22 protein-coding genes and 1 tRNA gene are annotated in these 23898 nt (G+C 72.5%); 11 read left to right on the forward strand and 12 right to left on the reverse strand.

The genetic code is table 11. The annotated features are described in order from the left end of the window. Positions 1-172: 172 nt before the first annotated feature. Positions 173-1600, forward strand: coding sequence for an MFS transporter (locus tag ACWDEN_RS15100; RefSeq protein ID WP_351608775.1), 1428 nt, complete (start codon positions 173-175; stop codon positions 1598-1600). Between the two features lie 45 nt (positions 1601-1645). Continuing rightward, positions 1646-1719, forward strand: a tRNA-Pro gene (locus ACWDEN_RS15105). Between the two features lie 106 nt (positions 1720-1825). On the opposite strand, the gene ACWDEN_RS15110 is transcribed toward ACWDEN_RS15105, so the two are convergent. Continuing rightward, positions 1826-2131 (reverse strand): putative quinol monooxygenase, encoded by a 306-nt coding sequence (locus ACWDEN_RS15110; protein ID WP_450859268.1) that lies wholly within the window; start codon positions 2129-2131, stop codon positions 1826-1828. A 367-nt stretch (positions 2132-2498) separates the two neighbouring features. Between ACWDEN_RS15110 and ACWDEN_RS15115 the strand changes: the two genes are divergently transcribed. Then, positions 2499-3527, forward strand: coding sequence for a 6-phosphofructokinase (locus ACWDEN_RS15115; RefSeq protein WP_351608780.1), 1029 nt, complete (start codon positions 2499-2501; stop codon positions 3525-3527). A gap of 127 nt (positions 3528-3654) precedes the next feature. Here the strand turns inward: ACWDEN_RS15115 and ACWDEN_RS15120 are convergent, their stop codons facing one another. From ACWDEN_RS15120 to ACWDEN_RS15130, 3 genes are all read right to left on the reverse strand, one after another. Further along, complete coding sequence (locus ACWDEN_RS15120; RefSeq protein WP_450859270.1) at positions 3655-4734, reverse strand: ABC transporter substrate-binding protein; 1080 nt, start codon at positions 4732-4734, stop codon at positions 3655-3657. Positions 4735-4797: 63 nt separating this feature from the next. Further along, complete coding sequence (locus tag ACWDEN_RS15125) at positions 4798-5676, reverse strand: ABC transporter permease (RefSeq protein WP_351622692.1); 879 nt, start codon at positions 5674-5676, stop codon at positions 4798-4800. Then, positions 5673-6533, reverse strand: a complete 861-nt coding sequence (locus tag ACWDEN_RS15130) for an ABC transporter ATP-binding protein (RefSeq protein WP_351622695.1) — start codon at positions 6531-6533, stop codon at positions 5673-5675. The genes ACWDEN_RS15125 and ACWDEN_RS15130 overlap by 4 nt, the downstream gene beginning before the upstream one ends. 237 nt (positions 6534-6770) lie before the next feature. Here ACWDEN_RS15130 and ACWDEN_RS15135 point away from each other — a divergent pair, with 237 nt between their 5' ends. After that, positions 6771-8435, forward strand: a complete 1665-nt coding sequence (locus tag ACWDEN_RS15135) for a sensor histidine kinase (protein WP_351622698.1) — start codon at positions 6771-6773, stop codon at positions 8433-8435. After that, positions 8435-9124, forward strand: coding sequence for a response regulator (locus ACWDEN_RS15140; protein WP_351622701.1), 690 nt, complete (start codon positions 8435-8437; stop codon positions 9122-9124). Before ACWDEN_RS15135 ends, ACWDEN_RS15140 begins: the two co-directional genes overlap by 1 nt. A gap of 220 nt (positions 9125-9344) precedes the next feature. Here the strand turns inward: ACWDEN_RS15140 and ACWDEN_RS15145 are convergent, their stop codons facing one another. From ACWDEN_RS15145 to ACWDEN_RS15175, 7 genes are all read right to left on the reverse strand, one after another. Continuing rightward, a complete protein-coding gene (locus tag ACWDEN_RS15145) occupies positions 9345-10784 on the reverse strand; it encodes an amino acid permease (protein ID WP_351622704.1) in 1440 nt (479 codons plus the stop codon). Positions 10785-10943: 159 nt separating this feature from the next. Beyond that, entirely contained in the window at positions 10944-11636 is a 693-nt protein-coding gene (locus ACWDEN_RS15150) for a GntR family transcriptional regulator (RefSeq protein ID WP_351622707.1), read from the reverse strand. Between the two features lie 32 nt (positions 11637-11668). After that, positions 11669-12670, reverse strand: a complete 1002-nt coding sequence (locus ACWDEN_RS15155; protein WP_450859274.1) for a proline racemase family protein — start codon at positions 12668-12670, stop codon at positions 11669-11671. A gap of 22 nt (positions 12671-12692) precedes the next feature. Continuing rightward, entirely contained in the window at positions 12693-13601 is a 909-nt protein-coding gene (locus ACWDEN_RS15160; RefSeq protein WP_450859276.1) for a dihydrodipicolinate synthase family protein, read from the reverse strand. Between the two features lie 95 nt (positions 13602-13696). Further along, positions 13697-15085: an FAD-dependent oxidoreductase gene (locus ACWDEN_RS15165; protein WP_450859278.1), complete on the reverse strand. Its 1389-nt coding sequence runs from the start codon at positions 15083-15085 to the stop codon at positions 13697-13699. Next, positions 15078-15413: a (2Fe-2S)-binding protein gene (locus ACWDEN_RS15170; RefSeq protein WP_351623341.1), complete on the reverse strand. Its 336-nt coding sequence runs from the start codon at positions 15411-15413 to the stop codon at positions 15078-15080. The genes ACWDEN_RS15165 and ACWDEN_RS15170 overlap by 8 nt, the downstream gene beginning before the upstream one ends. Before the next feature lie 5 nt (positions 15414-15418). Further along, positions 15419-16588: an NAD(P)/FAD-dependent oxidoreductase gene (locus ACWDEN_RS15175; RefSeq protein ID WP_351623342.1), complete on the reverse strand. Its 1170-nt coding sequence runs from the start codon at positions 16586-16588 to the stop codon at positions 15419-15421. Between the two features lie 162 nt (positions 16589-16750). On the opposite strand from ACWDEN_RS15175, the gene ACWDEN_RS15180 reads away from it, so the two are divergent. The 5 genes from ACWDEN_RS15180 to ACWDEN_RS15200 all read left to right on the forward strand — a co-directional run bounded on the left by ACWDEN_RS15180 (position 16751) and on the right by ACWDEN_RS15200 (position 20883). Continuing rightward, the gene (locus ACWDEN_RS15180) at positions 16751-16873 is read left to right on the forward strand and encodes a hypothetical protein (RefSeq protein WP_351623343.1); all 123 of its coding nucleotides are present in this window, start codon (positions 16751-16753) and stop codon (positions 16871-16873) included. A gap of 77 nt (positions 16874-16950) precedes the next feature. Further along, on the forward strand, positions 16951-17838 hold the full coding sequence (locus ACWDEN_RS15185; RefSeq protein WP_450859281.1) for a glutathione S-transferase C-terminal domain-containing protein: 888 nt from the start codon (positions 16951-16953) through the stop codon (positions 17836-17838). A gap of 187 nt (positions 17839-18025) precedes the next feature. Further along, complete coding sequence (locus tag ACWDEN_RS15190; RefSeq protein WP_450859283.1) at positions 18026-18136, forward strand: putative leader peptide; 111 nt, start codon at positions 18026-18028, stop codon at positions 18134-18136. 113 nt (positions 18137-18249) lie between these two features. Then, positions 18250-19476: an LLM class flavin-dependent oxidoreductase gene (locus ACWDEN_RS15195; protein ID WP_351623345.1), complete on the forward strand. Its 1227-nt coding sequence runs from the start codon at positions 18250-18252 to the stop codon at positions 19474-19476. Positions 19477-19500: 24 nt separating this feature from the next. Further along, the gene (locus ACWDEN_RS15200; protein WP_450859285.1) at positions 19501-20883 is read left to right on the forward strand and encodes an NtaA/DmoA family FMN-dependent monooxygenase; all 1383 of its coding nucleotides are present in this window, start codon (positions 19501-19503) and stop codon (positions 20881-20883) included. 108 nt (positions 20884-20991) lie between these two features. On the opposite strand, the gene absR1 is transcribed toward ACWDEN_RS15200, so the two are convergent. Continuing rightward, positions 20992-22086 carry a beta-glucuronidase AbsR1 gene (gene absR1, locus ACWDEN_RS15205; protein WP_450859287.1) on the reverse strand — a complete coding sequence of 365 codons (1095 nt, stop codon included), beginning with the start codon at positions 22084-22086 and terminating at the stop codon, positions 20992-20994. 95 nt (positions 22087-22181) lie between these two features. Between absR1 and ACWDEN_RS15210 the strand changes: the two genes are divergently transcribed. Further along, positions 22182-23894 carry a LuxR family transcriptional regulator AbsR2 gene (locus tag ACWDEN_RS15210; protein ID WP_450859289.1) on the forward strand — a complete coding sequence of 571 codons (1713 nt, stop codon included), beginning with the start codon at positions 22182-22184 and terminating at the stop codon, positions 23892-23894. The last annotated feature ends 4 nt before the right edge of the window (positions 23895-23898 follow it).

Genomic DNA, 23898 nt, shown 5'->3' on the forward strand with positions numbered 1-23898 from the left:
TCGATGAACCGGAGGAATGCATCCGGTTCGGTTGAACCGGAGGGCTACCTCCGCTATAGTGGAGGGGCGCCTCCACTTTAGCACTGCGGGGGCGCCACCGCCGTGGGCGGACATGCCCCGGCACGACGCCCCCTTCGCCCGTCACAGCACTCCCACTCGGAGAGGCCCTCCCATGCCCCGCACGTCCACCCGCCTCACCTTCGCGGTCCTCGCGACCGGTGCGGGCGTGTTCTCCATGCTCCAGTCGCTGATCGCGCCGGCCCTGCCGACCGTCCAGCACGCCCTGCACGCCTCCCAGTCGACCGCGACCTGGGTGATGACCGCCTATCTGCTGTCCGCCTCGGTCTTCACCCCGATCCTCGGCCGGGTCGGCGACCTCGTCGGCAAGAAACGCACGCTCGTCGGCGTCCTGCTCGCCGTCCTCGCCGGCTGTCTCGTCGCCGCGCTCGCCCCGGACATCGGTGTCCTCATCGTCGCCCGGGTCGTCCAGGGCGTCGGCGGTGCCCTGTTCCCGCTGTCCTTCGGCATCATCCGCGACGAGTTCGCGCCCGCCGAGGTGAGCGGCAGCATCAGCAACCTCTCCGCGGTCATCGCCGCGGGCGGCGGGGTCGGCATGGTGGCCGCCGGACCGATCGTCTCCGCGCTCGACTACCGCTGGCTCTTCTGGATCCCCGTGGCGATCGTCGCCGCGACGGTCCTGATCGCCGTGGCCTACGTCCCCGAGTCACCCAAGCGGGCCCAGGGGAAGGTCAGTTGGTACGGCGCCGTGCTGCTCTCCGCGTGGCTGGTGGCCCTGCTGCTGCCGCTGAGCCAGGCCGGGCAGTGGGGCTGGGGCTCGCCGAAGGTGCTCGGCCTGTTCGCCGCCGCCGTCGTGCTGTTCGCCCTGTGGCTCACGGCCGAGGCCCGCTCCCGCACCCCGCTCATCGATCTGCGTGTGATGCGGCTGCCCGCGGTGTGGACGACCAACGCCGCCGCCCTGCTCTTCGGCGCGGGCATGTACGCGATCTGGTCCTTCCTGCCGGGCTTCGTCCAGACGCCGGCCGCGGCCGGTTACGGCTTCGGGGCGAGCGTCACCGCCTCCGGTCTCCTCATGCTCCCGATGCTGCTGGCGATGTTCGTCTCCGGCGTCCTCTCGGGCCGTCTCGAGCCCCGCGTCGGCGCCAAGGCGCTCCTCACCACCGGTGCCGCACTGGGCGCGCTGGCCTGCGGATTCCTCACCCTCTGGCACGACGCCCAGTGGCAGATAGCCGTGGTGGCGGGGCTGTTCGGCCTCGGCATCGGACTGGCCTTCGCCTCCATGGCCAACCTCGTCGTCGGCAGCGTCCCGCGCGAGCAGACCGGCGCCGCGACCGGTATGAACGCCAACATCCGCACCATCGGCGGCTCCATCGGCGCCGCGCTCACCAGCGTCCTGGTCACCGGCCGCCTCCAGCCCTCCGGCCTGCCCTACGCCTCCGGCTACACCCACGGCTGGACCCTGCTCGCCCTCCTCTGCCTGGCCGCGGCCGGCGCCGCCCTCCTCGTCCCGGCCCGCCGCCCCACCCGTACGACGATCCCCGCCGCGGCGGGGGCGGCACAGGCACCCGCCCAGGTGCGGTAGTGTTGACCTGCGTGATCACGCGGGACACCCCGGGTGAGACCGCAACGGGACGTGGCGCAGCTTGGTAGCGCACTTGACTGGGGGTCAAGGGGTCGCAGGTTCAAATCCTGTCGTCCCGACTTGCGACGTAGCAGGTCAGAGGCCGTATCGGACATCCGATACGGCCTCTTGTGCGATCCCGGGGACCATGTGGGGACGAGCACTCTCGACTGCGGGTCTCGGCGCTCAGGCCCCCGGTGAGGGGATTTTGGCGGCGATGACGTCCGTGCGCTCGAGCGTGGGCGGATGGGTGAAGTGCTCGAGTGCTTCAGCCAGTCGGGTTCGTCCTGCCTCCAGGTGTGCCTGGCGGTCGGCCTCGCCGGGGAAGGCGTCGACGATCGCGTAGATCCCCGGCCCCAGGCGGAGTGCCAGCCAGACGACGGTGCCGGACTCGGCCTCGACGTGCGTAAGGGCCGCCTTCAACTGGGCTTCCACTGCCGTCTCGTGGCCCGGTTCGGCTTCTATGCGCACGAACAGTCCCACATTGACCATGGCTTCTCTCCAGTCGGTGTCGTTGTTCCGACCGTCCGCGGCCTGAGGCCGCGGACAGGACCGCCCTCGTGGCATTCGTGGGCGGTCGCACCTGAGAGCCGCGGCAGGTCCCGGAGTGTGACATCCGGCCGGGCGAGTGTGGACCCACGCTCGTCGTCCTGGACACCCTCACCGGCCCTGGACGGACGGCCGGACCTCGGGCAGGGCTGCCGGCAAGGCTCCGCGGCCCCGGGAGCCGACGAGCGGGGGCACACCGTGCGCTCCGTCCCGTGTGGGTTCAAGCTGGAGACAGATCTCCATACGGGCACCGGCTCCGCTCCAGGCCGGGCCGGTGGCGCCCGACGTGTGAAGGCGAGGGAGAACGATCATGCGGGTGGGAGTGCTGACCGGGGGTGGCGACTGCCCTGGTCTCAATGCGGTGATCCGCAGTGTCGTACGCAAAGGGGCGCAGGAACACGCCTGGAAGTTCGTGGGGATCGTCGACGGCTGGGCCGGCGCGGTCAAGGACGTGACCATGTCCTTGGACGTCCCGGCCGTGCGCGGAATCCTTCCGCTCGGCGGCACGATTCTCGGTTCCTCTCGCACCAACCCCCTCCGGCTCGAGGACGGCATCGACCGCATCAAGAACACCCTCGGCGCCCACAAGATCGATGCCCTGGTCGTCATCGGCGGCGAGGACACGCTCAGCGTCGCGACCGCACTGTCCGACGCGGGGATCAACCTGGTCGGCGTGCCCAAGACCATCGACAACGACGTGGGCGGCACCGACTACACCTTCGGCTTCGACACCGCCGTCAGCATCGCGACCGAGGCCATCGACCGCCTCCACACCACCGCGGAGTCCCACAAGCGCACACTCGTCGTCGAAGTGATGGGACGCCACTCCGGGTGGATCGCTCTGCATGCCGGCGTCGCCGGGGGCGCGAATGCCATCCTCATCCCGGAAGTGGAGTTCGATCTCGACCAGGTGTGCGCCTGGGTGGAGAAGCGCTTCGAGATCAACTACGCGCCGATCGTCGTCGTGGCCGAGGGAGCCGTTCCCAGGGCCGGACAGATGGTGGTCAAGGACGAGTCGCGCGACGAGTTCGGGCACGTGCGCCTGTCCGGGATCGGTGACTGGCTGGCCAGGCAGGTCGAGCACCACACGGAGAAGGAGGCCCGCACGACCGTTCTCGGCCACGTCCAGCGTGGTGGCACGCCGAGTGCATACGACCGGTGGCTCGCCACACGCTTCGGCCTGCACGCCGTGGACGCGGTCCGGGACGGCGACTTCGGCACGATGATGGCTCTACGCGGCACGGACATCACACGGATCCCGCTCGCTGACGCGACGAAGGCGACCAAACGGGTCCCGCAAGAGCTGTACACGGAGTTCGACGTTTTCTTCGGTACCTGACGCTGCCACGTGGTGGCGTTCGGCACGGCAAGCGTCCGCAGGTCCCGGTGCCGTGCTGCCGCAGACCGGTCGGCCGTGTCGGAGCTGATCCGACACGGCCGACCGGTCCTGCGTGGGTGACGGGTGCTCAGCCGGCGCTCCCCGCCGGGGTCGTCGTCGTGGTGAAGCCCTCCTTCTTGTTGGCCGCGAGGGCGAAGTCGTTGGTGAACGTCGTACCGAGGTTCACCTTCGAGGTCGCGTGGCCCACCAGTTCCTCCGTGGACAGGACGTTCTTGGGACCGCCGGCCGGCATGATGCCGTCCGGGAGGAACTGGCCCTTGTCCTGGGTCAGGGCCGAGACGTAGTCGGCCTTGGTGACCAGCTGGTTCTGCACGAACGACTGCGGCAGCTTGTCGGCGATGTCGGCCGCGCTGTGCTTGTCGATCCAGTGCATGGTGGCGACCAGCGCGTCGACGACCTTCTGCACCGCGTCCTTGTGCGAGTTCACCCAGTCGGTACGGGCGATGACACCCGCGGCCGGCCAGGCGCCGCCGGTCGCGGCCTGGGCACCCTCGGTGGTGGCCACGTCGACCGCCGAGTAGCCGATGCCCTTCTTCTCGATCGCGGCGACCGTCGGCTGCGTCGTCATGACACAGGCCACCTTGCCGTTCTGCAGCGCCGCGATGGCGGTGGAGCCCGCGCCGACCCCGATCCGGTGGAAGTCGCTCGTCTTGACGCCCTTCTTGGCGGCCAGGAACTGGGTGAGCGTGTCGGTGCCCGAGCCCAGGTCGGTCACGCCCAGCGTCTTGCCCTTGAAGTCCGCCGCCGAGTGCACACCGCTCTTGGTGCCGCACATCTCCCGCTCGCCCGGCGCGCCGGACAGCTGGACGACGTCCTCCACCGCCTTGCCCTTCACCTGGAAGTCGATCGTGTGGTTGTACCAGGCGCCCGCCATGTCCACCTGCCCCGAGGCCATGGCGTCCTCGGCGCCGGTGCCGCCGTCCTGCTCGGTGCTCAGCACGACGTTGACGCCGTACTTCTTGTAGAAGCCGAGGTTCTGTGCGAGCTGGTAGGGCAGGTAGATCTGCTTGTCGATGCCGCCGACCATGAGCCTGACGGTCGGGGTGCCGCCGGAGCCGCTGGAGCCGGAGGAACTGCTGGAGCACGCGGTGGCCGCGCCGAGGGCGAGGACGGTGACGAGGGACGCGGTGAGGATTCTCTTGGACATGGCGGCTCTTTCGTTCTGGGAAGGGACCGGAGGAGCTGGGGATGGACCGGGGAGGGGGGAGGATCAGAGGCTGTTGGCCTCGGTGGGGGCCGGCGGGCGCCAGGAGAGCAGCCGGTGCTCGAGCTTGCCGATCAGCCACTCAGCGCCGAGCACGATCACCGCGATGACGAGCATCGTGGCGAACACACCGTTGGGGTCGAAGTTGTTCTGCGCGGTCTTGATGACGAGACCGAGGCCGCTCTGCGCGCCGAGCACCTCGCCGACCAGCGCGCCGACGATGGCGAAGCCGAACGCGCTGTGCAGGCTGGCGATGATCCAGGTCAGCGCGGAGGGCACGATGACGTGCCGGATGATCTGCAGCTGGGAGGCGCCCAGCACCCGGGCGTTGGCGAGGATGTTGCGGTCGACCTCGCGGACGCCCTGGAAGGCGTTGAAGAAGACGATGAAGAACACCAGCACGGCGGCGAGCAGGATCTTCGGGGTGACGCCGATGCCGAAGGCGACGATGAAGATCGAGCCGAGGACGATGCGCGGGATGGCGTTGACCATCTTGATGTAGGGACCGAGGACGTCGGACAGGTAGCGGCTCTGGCCCAGCGCGACGCCGAAGACGACCCCGGTGCCGGCGCCGAGGGCGAAGCCGATGAGCGCCTCCTGGATGGTGGTCCAGATGTTCGCGTAGAAGGACCCGAACTCGGTGCCGTTCTGGAAGAGGTCGATCAGCCGCTTCCAGATCCCGGACGGCTGTCCGAAGAAGAAGGGGTCGACGATGCCCCAGGTGGTGAACGCCTGCCAGCCGCCGATGATGAACGCGGCGAGGCCGAGGCGGCCCGCCCAGACCAGCGCGACACGGCGTCGTGCGGCCCGTTTGGCGGCGGCCGCGGCCGAGGCCTGCCCGCCGTCGGCGCCCCGGACGGCGGAAGCGGTGGACGTCGTGCTCATGCCTTTCCTCCTGCGGTGCGTGCGTAAGCGCGCTCCACCTCTTCGCGCAGCGTGTCCCAGATCTGGTGCTGGAGCTCGATGAAGCGGGGCTGGTAGCGGATCTCCTGGACCGAGCCGCGCGGCCGCGGCAGGTCGATGTCGAAGACGGCCTTGACCGACCCGGGGCTGGACGTCATGACGACGACCCGGTCGGCGAGCGCCACGGCCTCGTCCAGGTCGTGCGTGATGAAGATGACGGAGGGACGGATCTGCTCCCACAGGTCCAGCAGCTCGGTCGACATGATCGCCTTGGTCTGCACGTCCAGGGCGCCGAACGGCTCGTCCATGATCAGGATCTTGGGTTCGTTGATCAGCGCCGCGGCCATCGCCACGCGCTTGCGCATACCGCCGGAGAGCTGGTGCGGGTAGCGGTCCTCGAAGCCGGAGAGCCCGACCCGGCGCAGCCAGTCCCGCGCCGAGGCCTGCGCCTGCTGCTTGGGGACGCCGCGGAAGACGGGGCCCATGAGCACATTGCCGAGGACCGTCTTCCAGGGCAGCAGGGCGTCCGCCTGGAACATGAAGCTGACGCCGTCGGTGATGCCGTCCACCTCGCGGCCGCCGACCTTGACCGAGCCCTCGCTGGGCCGGTCGAGCCCGGACACCATGCCGAGCGTGGTCGACTTGCCGCAGCCGGTGGGGCCGACCACCGCACAGAACTGACCCGGCTCCACGGTGAACGAAACGCCTTGCAGCGCCGTGAACACCTCACCGGCAGGGGTCAGGAATCGCTTGGTGAGCCCGGAGATCTCGATGCGAGCGTCCTCGCGCTCTGCTGCATCGGCGATCGGGCTCCTCGCGACATCGTTTCGCGAAGCCATGTGAGGCCGTCTCCTTCCACACCTCGTGGGGTCGAGGAAGGCAGACGCTAGAGGCCACCCAGTGTTACGTCGCTGTTTCCCAGGTATCTCGCGAAACCCGCGTTAACCGGGGTTCTGCTCATTCTGCTCAGTGATACGGGGCTGGGCAGGATTTCGGCCATCAGGCACAATCACGCCACCACGGGTCCGGCGTCGGGCCGGCCCGGCACCACGCGGGACAGAGGCGAAGAGGCACCTGTGACACCCATCCGTATGCGGATCGGGCGCGGCGGGAGGGGGAGACTCTCCGCGCGGATCCTCGTCAGCCAGCTCGTCATCCTGGCGCTCACGGGCGCCATCGGATTCGTCCTGTTCGCCTTCGCGCAGCGCTCCGCACTCGACCGCACCTACGAGGAGCGGGCCGTGGGCATCGCGCAGACCGCGGCAGCGGACCCGCAGATCCGGCGCGCCATGGAGTACGGCGACGGCGGTGACGTGGTGCAGACCGCCGCCGAGCGGATCCGGATCGCGTCGGGCGCGTCGTACGTGGTGGTGATCGACCTGCACGGGGTCCGCCACTCGCACCCCATGGCGCGGCTGGTCGGCTCGCCGGTGGCCGAGCCGCTCGTGGTGCTGGACGGCCGGACGCACGTCGGTACCGACCAGGGCGCGACCGGACGGTCCGCCAACGGCAAGGCCCCGCTGAAAGGGCCGACGGGCAGGCTGGTCGGCGAGGTGTCCGTGGGCATCCCCGAACGGCACGTGCTCAGCGAGCTGTGGCGCGAGCTGCCCACCTTCGGCCTGTACGCCGCGATCGCCACCGCGCTCGGTTCCGCGGCCGCGTATCTGCTGGCCAGACGGCTGAAGCGGACCACGTTCGGGCTGGAACTGGAGGAGATCGCCGGCCTGCTGCAGGACCGCGAGGCGATGCTGCACGGCATCCGCGAGGGCGTGGTCGCCTTCGACCCCGACGACCGGATCACCGTCGTGAACGACGAGGCCCGCCGGCTGCTCGGGCTCGGCACCGCGCTCGGCAGGACCGTCGAGGAGGTGCTGCCCGACGGCCGGCTGCGCCGCGCCCTGGACGGCACCCTGACCGGTACCGACGTCAGCGTCCTGACCGACGAGCACTGCCTCGTCGTCAACCGCATGCCGGTGACCCTGCACGGCCGGGAACTCGGTGCCGTGGTCACCGTACGGGATCGCACCGAAATGGTCGGGCTGCTGCGCGAACTGGACTCCGTGCGGGGCCTGACCGACGCACTGCGGGCCCAGCAGCACGAGTTCACCAACCGCATGCACACCCTGGCCGGCCTGCTCGACATCGGGGAGTACGACGACGCCTACGAGTTCGCCGTCGGCGCGGCCGGCGCCGGCCAGGCGCTCAGCGAGTCCGTGCGCAGGCGGATCGGGAACTCGCTCATGGTCGGTCTGATCGTGGCCAAGACCACGGTCGCCGCCGAACGCGGGGTACGGATCGCGCTGACCGACGACTCGTCCCTGGGCCAGGACCCGCCGCACCTGCACCGGTTGCTGACCATCGTGGGCAACCTGCTGGACAACGCGGTCGACGCGGCCGGCGAGGGTCCGCGCCCGGCGGACGGCCGCGAGGTGCGGCTCACCCTGACCGAGAGCTCCCACGAGGTGCGGGTCCGGGTCGCGGACACCGGTCCGGGGATCCCGGCGGAGGCCGCCGAGTCGATCTTCGAGGACGGCTTCTCGACCCGGCCGGAACGGGGCACCGCCCGGCGCGGCCTCGGCCTGGCCCTGGTGCACCGGCTGGTGCAACGGCACGGCGGCACCATCACGGTCAGCGAGGGCCCCGGCGCCGTCTTCACGGTCGTACTGCCCCTGCCCGAGACGGCCTCGGCGCCGCGGGGCGCACTGTTCACCACGGCGTTGCCGGTGGGAGGCGAGCGCTGATGATCCGGACCCTGGTCGTGGACGACGACTTCCGGGTGAGCCACATCCACAGCGAGTACGCGAGCCGCGTCCCGGGCTTCGACGTGGTCGGCGAGGCGGCGAGCGTCGCCGAGGCACTCGAGGCGGTCCGGGCACTCCGTCCCGACCTGCTGCTGCTCGACATCTTCCTGCCCGACGGCAGCGGGCTCGACGTGCTGCGCCGGCTCACCGGGGACGAGGGCGGAGCCCGGCCCGACGCCCTGATGATCACGGCGGACCGGGACATCGAGTCGGTGCGCACCGCCATGAAGCTCGGTGCGGTGGGCTACCTGGTCAAGCCGTTCGGCTCGCCCGACCTGTGCGAGCGGCTCACCGCCTACCGGGAGCTCCAGCACCGCGTGGAGGTGCTCGGCCCGACCGCCGAGACCGATCAGGCCGACGTGGACGCCCTGTTCAGCGCCGCCCGGCCGCCCGCCGTGCCGCGGGTGCCGGCCAAGGGCCACTCGGCGCCCACCCTGACCCTGGTCCACCAGGCGCTGCGCGCCGCGAGCGGCCCGGTGTCGGCGGCCGAGGCGGCCGAACTCACCGGCGTCTCCCGCGCCACGGCCCAGCGCTATCTGTCGTACCTCGTCAAGGAGGGCATGGTCCGCCTGGAGCTCCGGTACGGCGCGGCCGGGCGCCCGGAGCACCTCTATCGCATCGTCTCCTGACCGAGCAGCGGCAGCGCCGCGAAGACGTGGCCCCCGGTTGGCGGGCGCTCCGTCGAGAGGCGAAACTCTCCATGCCCACACGGTAGTTGAACGTCACCGGGACCAGGCCGCGCCTCCCACGCGAGCCGGGCCCCGTCGTACTCGGGCTCCCCGACCGGCACGGGGGTCGCACGACCGACGCCGGGCATCATCCCGCCGGTCAATGCGAGCGGCGAGCGATTTACGGGGTGCCGGTCTCCGCCGTCTTCCGCTGCCGCCGCGCCGCCATCACCGCGTGGACCAGGATCCCGACGAACAGGAACAGCACGCCCTGGTACACCGCCGCGTAACCGGCGCCCGCCATCAGCCAGACCGAGAAGACGGCCGCGACCGCGGTGATCACCGAGTCCCGCACCAGGCGCGCCCGGTCCACCGACCTGCCGGAGACCAGGTGGAAGAGCTGCGCCGCCGTCGCCAGCAGATACGGCACGGTGGCGGTGAAAGTGGTGACGAGGACCAGGACGTCGAAGACCTTCGCCGAGCCCGACAGGTAGTTGTACGCCGTGAGCAGGGAGGAGAGCACGACGGTGACGCCGACACCCACCGTCGGCACGCCCCGGCGGCGGCGCGCGAACGCCGCCGGGAACAGGCCGTCCTTGGCCGCGGCGTACGGGGTCTGCGCGCTCAGCAGCGTCCAGCCGTTGAGGCAGCCGGTCATCGACACCAGCGCCGCCAGCGCCACCGCCGTACCGCCCCAGCTGCCCCCGAACATCGTGTTCACGGCGTCGGAGAAGGGGGCGGTGGAGGCCACCAGCCGGTTGTGCGCGACCGTGCCGAAGACGGACAGCGTGCCCAGCAGATAGACCAGCGCGGCGCCCGCGGTGCCGATCACGGTGGCGCGGCCCACGTTGCGGCGGGCGTTGCGGACCTCGCCCGCGCTCACGGCGGCGGACTCCACGCCGAGGTAGGAGAAGAGCAGCAGGGCGGCGGAGGCGGAGACGGCACCCACGGCGCTGTGACCACTGGCGTTGAAGGGCCCGAGCCGGGACGGGTCGAAGAAGAACAGGCCCCCGACCGCGACGAGCAGCAGTGGTACGAACTTCAGCACCGTCGACACCAGCTGGACCGCGCCCACGTACCGGGTGCCGGCGAAGTTGGCGAGAGCGGGCAGCCACTGCAGGGCCAGGGCGGCCAGGCACGCGGTCCACTTGTGGTGGTTGACCGGGATCAGCACGTCCAGGTAGCCGACGGCCGCGACGGCGAGCGCCGCGTTCGACACCCAGGTGGTGATCCAGTACGCCCAGGCGGCGAGGAACCCGGCGAAGTCACCGAAGGCCTCGCGGGTGTAGACATAGGGCCCGCCGGTACGGGGGTCGCGCGCGGCGAGCCGGCCGAAGACCAGCGCGAGCGCGACGGCCCCCACGGTCAGCACACCGAACGCGATCAGGCTGACCCAGCCGTACGGGGCGATCGAGGCGGGGAGCAGGAAGATGCCGCCGCCGATGATGTTCCCCATGACCAGCGCGGTCGCGACCGGCAGCCCGAAGCGGCGGGCGTGCTTGCTGGTGGAAGCATGGGCAGCGTCCGTGACGCCGGTGGTGCCGGGGAGGTCTCCGACGGCAGCGGTGAGGTCCTCGGCGGGGGCCGGAGCCGGCTGCGGGGCGGTTCCGGTGACGTGCATGGGTGGTGCGCCTCTCATCGAACAGATGTCCCGGGATCGCCGGGACGCAGCAATGGTCCGGTATGCCCTTGCCCGCCGCAAAATCGCCGCTTCTTGTGCCGTCCGACGCGCCTGATCATGAAAAAAGTGCACCGTTACGGCCTTTTCACCGCGAGATGTTCACCAGGCCTCGCCGTCGGCCCACAGGCTGCGCACATGGCCCAGATGGCGGGTCATGATCGCGTGTACGGCCTTCTCGTCCCGTTCCAGCAGGGCGTCGAGCAGCTGCAGGTGCTCCTCGGCCGAGGCGAGCAGCCGGCCGGCCTCCACCAGGGCCGTCAAGCCGTACAGCCGGGAGCGTTTGCGCAGGTCGGCGACCACCTCGACCAGGTGCGCGTTGCCCGCGAGGGCGAGCAGGCCGAGGTGGAAGCGGGTATCGGCCTCGACATAGGCGATCAGGTCGCCCGCCACCGCCGCCGCCACGATCTCGCGGGCCGCCGGGCGCAGCGCCTCCAGCGAGACGCTGTCGGCGGTGCGGGTCAGGCCGACGACGGTCGGGATCTCGATCAGGGCGCGGATGTGCGTGTACTCGTCCAGCTGCTTGTCGGAGACGGCGGTGACCCGGAAGCCCTTGTTGGGCACGGTGTCGACCAGGCCCTCCTTGGCCAGGTCCAGCATCGCCTCCCGCACCGGCGTCGCCGAGACGCCGAAGCGGGCCGCGAGCGAGGGCGCGGAGTAGACCTCGCCCGGCCGCAGCTCGCCGGCGATCAGCGCGGCGCGCAGCGCGTCGGCGACCCGCTCGCGGTAGCTGCTGCGCCGGCCGCCCAGCCGGGGGAGCGCGGGCATCTCGGTGCCTCGCAAGTTCGGTGCCATGTCACCCATCACCGGCTGAGTCTAGAGGACGGCTAGAGGACGAAGCCCTCCGGGAAGGGGTCGGTGGGGTCCAGGAGGTACTGGGCGGTCCCGGTGATCCACGCGCGGCCGGTGAAGCTGGGCAGCACCGCCGGGCGGCCCGCGACCTCCGTCGTGCCCAGCAGCCGTCCGGTGAAGCGGGTGCCGATGAAGGACTCGTTCACGAACTCGGTGTGCAACGGCAGTTCGCCGCGGGCGTGCAGTTGCGCCATGCGCGCGCTGGTGCCCGTCCCGCAGGGGGAGCGGTCGAACCAGCCGGGGTGGATGGCCATCGCGTGGCGGGAGTGGCGGCCCGTGGCACCGGGGGCGTAGAGGTGGACGTGGTGGCAGCCGCGGATGGAGGGGTCCTCCGGATGCACCGGTTCCGCCTCGGAGTTGATCGCCTCCATCAGCGTCAGACCGGCCGCCAGGATGTCGTCCTTGCGGGCGCGGTCGAAGGGCAGCCCGAAGGCGTCGAGCGGCAGGATCGCGTAGAAGTTGCCGCCGTAGGCCAGGTCGTAGGTGACCGTGCGCCCGTCGGGCAGGGTGATCTTGCGGTCCAGGGCGACGGCGAACGACGGCACGTTCTTCAGGGTCACGTTCCGCGCGGCCCCGTTCTCCACCGCCACCTCGGCGACCACCAGCCCCGCCGGGGTGTCGAGCCGGATGGTGGTCACCGGCTCCACCACCTCCACCATGCCGGTCTCGACCAGCACGGTCGCCACCCCGATGGTGCCGTGCCCGCACATCGGCAGATAGCCGGAGACCTCGATGTAGATCACGCCCCAGTCGCAGTCGGGACGGGTCGGCGGCTGCAGGATCGCGCCGCTCATCGCGGAGTGGCCGCGCGGCTCGTTCATCAGCAACCGCTTGATGTGGTCGCGGTGTTCACGGAAGTACAGCCGCCGTTCGTTCATCGTCGCACCCGGTACAGTGCCGATCCCGCCGGTGATCACCCGGGTCGGCATGCCCTCGGTGTGCGAGTCGACGGCGTGCAGGACGAGCTTGCTGCGCATGATCCGGCTCCCTTGTGCGCGCTTATGCGAGACCCGCGGCGACGGCCTTCTCGGTGGCGGCCCGGACCGCCGCCTCCTGCTCGGCCGGCAGCGGGACGCGGGGCGGGCGCACCGGGCCGCCGTACCGGCCGACGACGTCCATGGACAGTTTGATGGCCTGCACGAACTCCACCCGGGAGTCCCAGCGCAGCAGCGGATGGAGCTGCCGGTACAGGGGGAGCGCGGCGGTGAGGTCCCCGGCCACCGCGGCGCGGTACAGCTGCACCGAGGCTGCGGGGAGCGCGTTCGGATAGCCGGCCACCCAGCCCTTGGCGCCCGCCACGGCCAACTCCAGCAGCACATCGTCGGCGCCGATCAACAGATCGAGTTCCGGGGCGAGTTCGGCGATGCGGTAGGCGCGGCGGACGTCACCGGAGAACTCCTTGATGCCGTGGATGTGGCCCTCGCCGTGCAGCCGGGCGAGGAGTTCGGGCACCAGGTCGACCTTGGTGTCGACCGGGTTGTTGTACGCCACCACCGGCAGGCCCGCGCGGGCCACCTCGGCGTAATGGGCGAGCACGGAACGCTCGTCGGCGCGGTAGGCGTTGGGCGGCAACAGCATCACCGAGGCGCAGCCGGCCTCGCCCGCCTGCTCGGCCCAGCGCCGGGCCTCGGCCGAGCCGTACGCGGCGACGCCCGGCATCACCCGCTCACCGCCGATCGCCGCCACGGCCGTCTCCACCACGCGGGCGCGCTCCTCGGCGGTGAGCACCTGGTACTCGCCGAGCGAGCCGTTCGGTACGACGCCGTCGCAGCCGTTCGCCACCAGCCAGGCGCAGTGCTCGGCATAGCGGTCGTAGTCGATCGAGAGGTCGTCGCGCAGCGGGAGGGCGGTGGCGACGAGGACACCGCGCCAGGGGCGGTGCGGAGCGTGGGCGGGCGAGTGGGTCATGACGGGGATCCCCCATTCAATGAGGTGTGACATATTACTGTGCACCGGTGACCTGTGGACAGGTCTCGGTTCGGGCGATTCGGTCCGGGTGATTTTCAGTCTTCCGGCAGTGCGGCCAGGACGCCGAGCGGCACCGGTCGGGCGAAGGGGCGGCGGCCGGGAGTGAGCGGGCATCCGGTCAGGCCGGCCACCGCGGGCGCGCACACCCGGCCCTGGCACCAGCCCATCCCGGCCCGGGTGAGCAGCTTCGCGGTACGCAGATCACCCGCGCCGAGCCGGCCGGCGGCCGTTCGCACCTGACCGGCGGTGACCTCCTCGCACCGGCACACCACCGTGTCCTCCGTGATCCGGTCCGCCCAGCCCGCGGGCGGCGCGTACACCGTTTCCAGGGCCGCGAAGAAGGCCCGCTGCCGGGTCCTTGCCCGGGCGGCCGCCGCCCAGGTGCGCGGGTCCGGGGCGGCGCCGCGCAGCCGGGCGGCGATCGAGCGGCCCGCGATGTGTCCCTCGGCGAGCGCGAGGGCCGCGCCGCCGATCCCGGTGGTCTCCCCTGCGGCCCAGACCCCGGGCACGTCGGTGCGCTGCTCGTCGTCGACCCGTACGTCCGTGCCGGTCAGGGTGCAGCCGAGCGTGTCGGCGAGGTCGGTGTGCGGCAGCATGCCGTGTCCGACGGCGAGGGTGTCACAGGGGATGCGGCACGCGCTGCCGGACCTGATCCGCCCGGCCCTGTCCAGCGCGGCCACGGTGACCGCCTCCAGCCGGTCGGTGCCGTGCGCCTCCAGCACGGTGTGCCGGGGCAGCGCGCGCACCTTGTGCCGCAGCAACCGGCCCGCGTACCAGGCGCCTTCGGCGAGCTTGCCGGGCGCCGCCGCCAGGGCCGGAGCGCGGCGCAGTACGGCCCCGGGGCCGGCGGACTCGACCAGCGCGGCCACCCGTGCCCCGGCCGCGGCGAGCCCTGTGGCCACGGGCAGCAGAAGTGGCCCGGTTCCGGCGACCACGACCGTGCGGCCGGGCAGCACCAGGCCGCCCTTGAGCATGGCCTGCGCGCCGCCCGCCGTGACCACACCGGGCAGGGTCCAGCCGGGGAAGGGCAGCACGCGCTCGTACCCGCCGGTGGCGAGCAGCACGGCGTCGGCGTGGACGGTGACCCCCTCCTCCTGTGCGGGGCCGCGCAGGGCGTGCACCGTGAAGGCGCCCGACTCACCCTGTGCACACCAGACATGGTGATCGGTCAGGTGGGTGATGCGTCCGGCGGTGATGTGCCGCTCGATGCCGTCCCGCAGCCGCTCCCAGGTGCGCCACTGGTGGTGCAGGGCCTCGGGACGGCGGGCGCCGAGGGCCCGGGCGGGCTGCCGGTAGAACTGGCCGCCCGCCTGCTCGGCCGCGTCGACCAGGGTGACCCGTACGCCCCCGGCGGCCGCCGCCAGTGCCCCGGCGAGTCCCGCCGGGCCCGCCCCGACGACGGCGAGATGCGCTCGCTCAGTCATGGTCCCGGCCCGTCCCCTCCTGTGTGCGGATCACATCGCCCGGCCGGACCGGCACCAGGCAAGCCCGTTGGTTCGGCTGCCCGTTGACGGTCACCAGGCAGTCGAAGCACACCCCGATCCCGCAGAACACCCCGCGCGGCCGGCCGGCCCCGCGGGTGCTGCGCCAGGAGGTCACGCCCGCCGCCCACAGCGCCGCCGCGACCGTCTGCCCGGGCAGGGCCGCGAGGGGCCGCCCGTCGAGGGTGACGGTGAAGGCCTCGCCCGGCCTCGCCCCGGCCAACTCCAGGGGATCCCGGGCCGACTTCAGCCGATTCCGTGCCGACTCCATGGGATTCACGGCGTGTCGCCTCCGTCGGTGTCGCCTCGCTCGAACCGCTCCGGCCGGAACGGTGTCAGATCCAGTTCCGGGGTCATCCCGGTGAGCGCCTGCGCGATCAACCGGCCCGTACCGGCGGCCAGTCCGATGCCGGCGCCCTCGTGTCCGCAGGCGTGGAACAGCCCCGGCGCGCGGGGGTCGGGGCCGATCGCCGGGAGGTGGTCCGGCAGGTACGGCCGGAACCCCGCGTACGTCCGCAGCGCGCGCACCCGCTCCAGGAACGGGAACAGCCCGATCGCCCCGGCCGCCAGCGCCCGTACGGCCGGAAGCGACAGCGAGCGGTCGAAGCCGACCCGCTCCCGGCTCGCGCCGATCAGCACCGGACCGGCGGCCGTGCCCTCCACCACCGGCGAGGTCCGCAGGGCGGCCGAGTCGCTCGCGACGTCGGTCACGTAGTCGGCGGCGTACACCTTGTGCCGGACCATCCGCGGCAGCGGCTCGGTGACCAGGACGAAGCCGCGCCGGGGGAGCACCGGCAGCCGGACGCCGGCGAGCGCCGCGAGGTCGCCGCCCCAGGTGCCGGCCGCGTTCACCACCGCCGGTGCGTGCAGTTCGCCCCGGTCGGTGCGGACGCCGGTCACCGTGCCGTCGGCCGTGCGCAGCACGCCGGTCACGGTCCGTCCCGTGTGCAGGCGGGCGCCGGAGGCGCGCAGGACGTGGGCGGCGGCCAGGGCGGGCATGACCTGGGCGTCCTGCGGATAGTGCACCCCGCCCGCCAGGCCGGAAGCCAAGTGGGGCTCGAGGGAGGACAGTTGGTCTGCGGCCACCGGGTCGGCCACGACGCCCGCGGCCCGCTGGCCGTCCGCGAACGCGTGCAGCGCGGCGAGGGTCCGGGGGGTGGAGGTGACCACGAGTCCGCCCTTGGGCTCGTACTCGACCGCCGCTCCGAGCTCGTCGCCCAGCTGGGCCCACAACCGGGCGGACAGCAGGGCCAGGTCGAGCTCGGGGCCCGGTTCCTTGTCGGAGACGAGCAGGTTGCCCTCGCCCGCGCCGGTGGTGCCGCCGGCCACCGGGCCCCGGTCCACCACTCGCACCTGGAGGCCGGACCGCGCGGCGTAGAGCGCACAGGCCGCGCCCACCATGCCGGCTCCGACGACCACGACATCGCAGGTCAGTCGCTTTGCCACGGCAGTACTATGTCACATGGCGCTGCCTGTGGGGAGACCCCGGCTCCTCCGCATGCAGACCCGTGCATCCGCCCGCAGTCCCAGGCGTGGACGCCCCCTTGACGTCGCCGGATGCCGGATCGACACTCCAGGGTGGGAATCCTAGTGAGTAGGTAGGGAATGATGACGCGCCTCGCAACGGTCACCGGCCTCACGGGCCGTACGCCGTTGCGCGCCCCCCTGCTCACCTGCCGCCGGCACATCGACCTGTTGCGCGTCTGCAGCGCGATCAGCCGCTGCCGCTGAGCCTGGGCTCCGCGCGCCCACCGGCCGGCGCCGCTCGTCGCCGCACACACCCGTACGTCCATCACCCGGGGAGACGCATGTCCATCACTCCGCTCACCGCCCTCCCGTCCGGCCATCGCGCCGCGCCCGTCTTCCGGGGCCGGATCGGCCGGGACGCGCGCAGCGGCCACTACGCCGTGCCGCACCGCTACCGGCTCCATCTGTCGACCGCCTGCCCCGACGGGCTCCGCCTCGCCGTCGGACACAGCCTCCTCGGCCTGGACGGCAGTTGTCCGGTGACGGTCCTGCCCGCCGTACCGGACTGTCCCGGCGGCGGCCACTCCGCGCTGCGCCCGCTGTACGAGGCGAGCGCCCACCACTACACCGGCCCGGCCCTCGCGCCCGTGCTCAGCGACGACTGGTCCGGACGGATCGTCAGCACCCATGCCCGCGACATCCTGCGCGACCTCGACCGCTTCCTGCGCGAGGGCCGCGCCGCCCTGTACCCGTGCGATCAGGAGTCCGTCATCCAGGCCGTCGAGCGGATGTGCGCCGAGGGGATCGAGGAGGCCGCGCAGCGCGCCGGGCAGGCCGGGGCCGGTCCCGCCGAGCGGGCCGCCGCCCTGGACGTGCTCCTGGACACCCTGGGCCGGCTGGAGAGCCGGCTGGCCGCAGAGGCGTACCTCGTCGACGACCGGCTCACCGCGGCCGACGTCGAACTCTGGGTCACCCTCGTGCAGTTGGACACCGTCCACCGCTGCCACCTGGACGCCTCCGCCGTTCACCGCATCGCGGGCCACCGCGCCCTGTGGGCCTACGCCCGCCGCCTGGCCGCCCACCCCGCCTTCGGCCGCCATCTCGACCTGGACGGCATCTCCCGCCGCCACCACGGCCGTTGCCAGGGCCTGGAGGCCGCCGGGGCCGCGGTCCAGATCCTGGACTGGGCGGGTCACGCGGCGGATGCGGAGGACGCTTCCCGCAGGTGAGAAGCGGTCGGGCGGCGGCTGCCTCGCGCAGGTCCGCAGCGAAGGAACAACCGGTGGTGCGAGAACAGGCGGAAGAGCGACCGGAGGTGTGGGAACAACCGCGGCCGGCCGCGCGTTGTGCGTCATGACGAGATCCGACAGGCGGGCGAGACGGCCCGCCGCGGCCGAGGGACGGGAGGTGACGGCCGTGACCCGCGTGCTCCCGCCCCGCGCCCCGCGCCCGTACGGCTCCGTCCGGCTGATATCCCGGCCGCACATAGACCTCCAGCGCGTGTCCGCCGCGCTCTGTCGCCGCTGACCTTCTCCCCGGCCTGCCCAGCGTCAGGGCCCGGGTCTGCTCCTGCCGCGCTCGCCCTCGCCGACGCCTGTCCTCGCGCGCCGGTGTTCTCGTCACGGACATCCGTCACGGACATGAAGGAAGGCACCGCCGTGTCCTCAACACCGGTCCCCCCACTGCACCTTGCCGTCGCCCTGGACGGCACCGGGTGGCATCCCGCGTCCTGGCGTGAACCCGTCGCCCGCCCCCGGGACCTGTTCACCGCTGGCTACTGGGCCGATCTGGTCGCCGAGGCCGAACGAGGCCTCATCGACTTCGTCACCATCGAGGACGGCCTCGGCCCGCAGTCCACGCACCTCCTCGACCCCGACGAGCGCACCGACCAGGTGCGCGGCCGGCTCGATGCGGTCCTCGTCGCCTCCCGTGTCGCCCCGCTCACCCAGTACATAGGCCTGGTCCCGACCGTGGTGGCCACGCACACCGAGCCGTTCCACATCTCCAAGGCGATCGCCACCCTCGACCACGTCAGCAACGGCCGCGCGGGCCTGCGGGTGCGGATCAGCGCCCGGCCGAACGAGGCCGCCCACTTCGGCCGCCGTACCATCGGCCGGATCGAGGCCCACGACAGCCCGGCCGCACAGGACATCGTCACCGAACTGTTCGACGAGGCCGCCGACCACGTGGAAGTCGTGCGTCGGCTCTGGGACAGCTGGGAGGACGACGCCGAGATCCGGGACGCGGCGACGGGCCGCTTCATCGACCGGGACAAGCTGCACTACATCGACTTCGAGGGCCGCCACTTCAGCGTCAAGGGACCCTCGATCACGCCCCGCCCGCCCCAGGGGCAACCGCTGGTCACCGCCCTCGCCCACCGGACCGTCCCGTACCGGCTCGTCGCCCGCCAGGCCGACGTCGGCTATGTCACCCCGCAGGACGCGGAGCAGGCCCGGGCGATCGTCGCCGAGATCCGCACCGAGCAGCGGGCGGCGGGCCGCGCCGGGGACACCGTGCACATCTTCGGCGACCTCGTCGTCTTCCTCGACGACAGCCGGGCCGAGGCCCAGGCCCGGCGGGAGCGGCTGGACGCGCTCGCGGGCGAGCCGTACACCGGCGACGCCCGGATCTTCACCGGTACGGCCCTGGAACTCGCCGGCCTGCTGGAGGAGCTGGCGGCGGGCGGACTGACCGGGTTCCGGCTGCGGCCCGCCGTCGCCGGGCACGATCTGCCCCGCGTCAGCCGTGACCTGGTGCCCGAACTGCAGCGCCGGGGCCGCTTCCGGGAGGCCTACGACTCCGGCACCCTGCGCGGTCTGCTGGGCCTCGCCCGCCCCGCCAACCGCTACGCAGCAGCCACCGCCTGAGCAGCCGGAGAGGACGACCGCACCATGAGCAAGCCGCTGAAGCAGATCCACCTGGCCGCCCACTTCCCCGGCGTCAACAACACCACCGTGTGGAGCGACCCGGCCGCCGGCAGCCACATCGAGTTCGGCTCCTTCGCGCACTTCGCGCGGACGGCCGAACGCGCCAAGTTCGACTTCCTGTTCCTCGCCGAGGGGCTCAGGCTGCGCGAACAGGGCGGAAAGATCTACGACCTGGACGTCGTCGGCCGCCCCGACACCTTCACCGTGCTGGCCGCACTGGCCGCCGTCACCGACCGGCTCGGCCTGACCGGCACCATCAACTCCACCTTCAACGAGCCGTACGAGGTGGCCCGCCAGTTCGCCAGCCTCGACCACCTCTCCGGCGGCCGCTCCGCGTGGAACGTGGTCACCTCCTGGGACGCCTTCACCGGCGAGAACTTCCGCCGCGGCGGCTTCCTGCCGCAGCAGGAGCGCTACTCCCGTGCCAAGGAGTTCCTGGCCACCGCGCACGAACTCTTCGACTCCTGGCACGGCGACGAGATCCTCGCCGACCAGGCCACCGGCACCTTCCTCCGCGACGCCCGGGCCGGCGCCTTCGTGCACCAGGGACAGCACTTCGACATCCACGGCCGGTTCAACGTCCCGCGCTCCCCGCAGGGACGCCCGGTGATCTTCCAGGCCGGCGACTCCGACGAGGGCCGCGAGTTCGCGGCGTCCGACGCGGACGTGATCTTCAGCCGCTACTCCACGCTGAAGGAGGGCCAGGCCTTCTACACCGACGTCAAGTCCCGCCTCGCCACCTACGGCCGCCGCCCCGACCAGCTCCTCATCCTGCCCGCCGCCACCTTCGTCCTCGGCGACACCGACCAGGAGGCCGCCGAGCTCGCCGGCGAGGTGCGCCGGCAGCAGGTCAGCGGCGCGACCGCCGTCAAACACCTGGAGTTCGTCTGGAACCGGGACCTGTCGGCCTACGACCCGGAGGGCCCGCTGCCCGATGTCGACCCGGTGGTGAGCGAGGACCACATCTCCCGGGGCCGCGCCCAGGTGCGGATGTACCGGGACCCGATCGCCATCGCCCGTGAGTGGCGGCAGCTCGCCGAGGCGAACCAGTGGTCCATCCGCGACCTGGTCATCAACACCGGCAACCGGCAGACCTTCGTCGGCTGCCCGGCCACGGTCGCCCAGGCCATCAACGACTTCGTCCAGGCGGATGCCGCCGACGGATTCATCCTCGTCCCGCACATCACCCCCGGCGGCCTCGACCCCTTCGCCGACCGGGTCGTACCCCTGCTCCAGGTACAGGGCGTCTTCCGCGCCGACTACGCGGGCACGACCCTGCGCGACCACCTCGGTCTCGCCCACCCCGACGCCGACGTGCACGCCTCGGCCGAGCGGGCCGCCTCGTGAACCGGCGCCCGCGCACGCCGGCGTGGCCGTGGACGTCACCTCCCCCGTAGGTGACGTCCACGGCCGCTCCCCCGGTGCCGGACTGTGGCGTATGCCGTCGGCGTGTGCTCACCAGCACATGACCGCCGTCTCTCCCGACCCCCACGTGGAGTACGGACGGACGCGGACGACATAGCGGCGGCCCCTGACGAGCCGCACCCGGACGGCGGCGTTGTCCGGCGTGCCGCCGTCGTCGTGGCCGGCGAGGAAGCGCGGCACCCCGTCGCGCTCCTCGAAGACCACGAGCACGGTGTCGGCGTCGCCGAAGGTGCCCACGGTGTAGTCGCGGGTCTCCGGCGGCTCGACGGTGAAATCGGCCTGCTCGCCCGGCCCGAGACTGAGCGGCGCCGACCGGAACGGCACCAGCGCGGCCGGCCCCGCCGGGGCGGCGGGCGGATACCAGCGCAGCACGAACTCCTTGTCGGCCGGGGACGGCCCAGCGGACGGAGACAGCCCCCCGCGGTACTGCTCCGGCTCCAGCACCAGCCCCGGTCCGAACGGGAACGTCATCACCGACTGCGGGTCCCACACCGAGCAGCTCGCCTCGCCGGCGTCCAGCTCGCGCAGGACGTTCGTGTACGTCGTCTCCCGGCTCCAGAAGTTCGGCGGACCCGCCAGCTCGGCGTACACGGCCTCGTCGTCCCAGTGGAGCCCGGCGTACGGGCTCTGGTGCTCGTGCACCATGCCGAGCGCGTGCCCGATCTGGTGCAGGACCGTGTCGCGCTCCCCGGGCCCGGTCACGTCCCAGCCCAGGTTCATGGTGCGCTCGCTCCGGCTCACCGCCAGCGCCTCCCGGCCCACCGCCGACCAGGAACCGCCACCGGTCTGGAACCCGATCCGCAGCTCGGCCTCGCGCCGGTCGCCGACCTCGGCGAACGTGAGGCCGATCCCGAGCCCCTGCCACTCGCGGAAGCAGTCGCGGACCACGTCCTGCTGCTCCTCGCCGCCGGCCCACGGCACCCGGCGCAGCTCACCGGTGCCCGGGACCGGGATCACCGAGGCGGCGGAACCGTCGCCCACGCTGTCGAAGAAGGCGTAGTGCAGCACCGTGCCGTTGACCCACATCCGCCGCCCGGCGAGCAGCGCGCCCAGCCGCTCGGCGGTCAGCCCCGGTGCGAAGCACGGGGCCGGCTGCCGCGGGAGCGAGCAGAGGCGTCGGGTCATGCGGCCAGCATGCTCGCCTGCCGCAGCCGGGCGCCTGAGTCGGGGGCTACTCAAGTCGCCCTGTATCAAACCTGAGTACGCGCGCTCTCCATGATGTGAGGAACTACGAGCAGGACACGAAGACGCTGGAGCTGCCCTGGCCGTTCACCGGCCGGGAGGACGAACTGGAGCTGGTGCGCGCCTCGTCGGCCGGCGGCCGGAACGGCATCGTGGTGACCGCACCGGCCGGCCACGGCAAGACCCGGCTGATCACCGAGGCGGTCCGGGGCACGGAGCACGCCCTGGTCACCGGCATGCCCCAGGCCCAGGGCCTGCCCTTCGCGGCCTTCGCCCACCTGCTGCCCGACACCGTCTCGCTGCACCGCGCGGTGCGGATCCTGTCCGGCGTACGGCTCCTGGTCGTGGACGACGCCCATCTGCTGGACGAGGCCTCCGCCGCCCTCGTCCACCAGCTCGCCGTGCATGGCCGCACCCGGCTGGTCGTGGCCGCCGTGGACGGTGTGCCCGCGCCCGGTGCGGTGTCCCGGCTGTGGACCGGTGAGCTGCTGCCCCGGCTGGCCCTGGAACCGCTGCCCTGCGAGGACGTCGCCCACCTGCTCGCCGCCGCCCGGCTGGAACCGCTCACCGTCCGCCGCCTGCACCGGATGTGCCGGGGCGACCTGCGGCTGCTGCGCGACCTGGTCGCCGCGCTCGGCACGGCCGGGCGGCTGACCCCCGTTCCGGGAACGCAGGAGCGGGCCTGGCGGGGGCCGCTGCCGGTCACCGCGGCCGTACGCGAGCGGCTCGCCCCGGTGCTGGAGCACTCCGGCCCCGGCGAGCGGGACACGCTGGAACGGCTGGCGTTCGCCGAGCCGCTGCCGTTGTCGCCGGCGCGGGAAGACCTCGACCTGGAGGTCCTGGAGCGCCTGGAGGCGGACGGGCTGATCCACGTCGACGACCAGGGCGGCGTCACCCTCGCCGATCCCCTGCACGGGCCGGCCCTGCGGGCCACGGCCGGCCGCCTGCGTGCCCGCCGGCTGACCAGCGCTCCGCACGACCACGGCCCGGCCTTGGAGGCCGAACGGCAGGCCCTGGCACGGCGGATCGAACGGCTCGACGTCCGGCCGGTGCCGACACCGGTGGGGGAGTGGCTGGTGGCGGAGGGCGCCACACTCCCCGCCGGGTACGCCGCCGCCCGCGCCCGGTTCGCCCGGCTCCGGGGAGAGGTACGCGACGCCGCCGCCTGGGCTCGGGAGGGGCTGCGGGGCGCGCCGGGAGACCCGGGATGCCTTGCCGAGCTGCGGCTGGCCGACGGCGAGGCGGAGGAGGCGGTCGGTGATGATCCGTACGCCCGCTACGCCGCCGTACGCCGTGGTGAACCCGAGCGGGCCGCGGGGCGGCTGCCCGCCGGCAGTGTGTTCGAGCGGCACGCCGAAGCGCTGGCGCGGGAGGACGGGTCCGGACTGGACCGGGCCGCCGAGGGCCTGGCGGAGCGTGGGTTCCGGCTGTTCGCGGCCGAGGCGTACGCCCAGGCCGTACGGGTCCACCGGGATCCGCGGGCCGCGCGGGTGTCCCGCACCCGGGCGGTCGCGCTCGCGCGGCGGTGCCAGGGCGCGCGGACGCCCGCGCTGGCCGGACTGGTCCTCGGCCATCTGACCGCCCGGCAGCGGCAGATCGTGACGCTGGCCGCGGCGGGGCTCAGCAACCGGGAGATCGCCGAGCGGCTGACCCTGTCCGTGCGGACGGTCGGGAACCATCTGTACAGCGCGTACAGCAGGCTCGGCACGGGGGACCGGGGAGCGCTGCCGTGGCTGTGCGAGTCCGCGTAGGGGC

The organism is Streptomyces sp. NPDC001153, assembly GCF_053598315.1.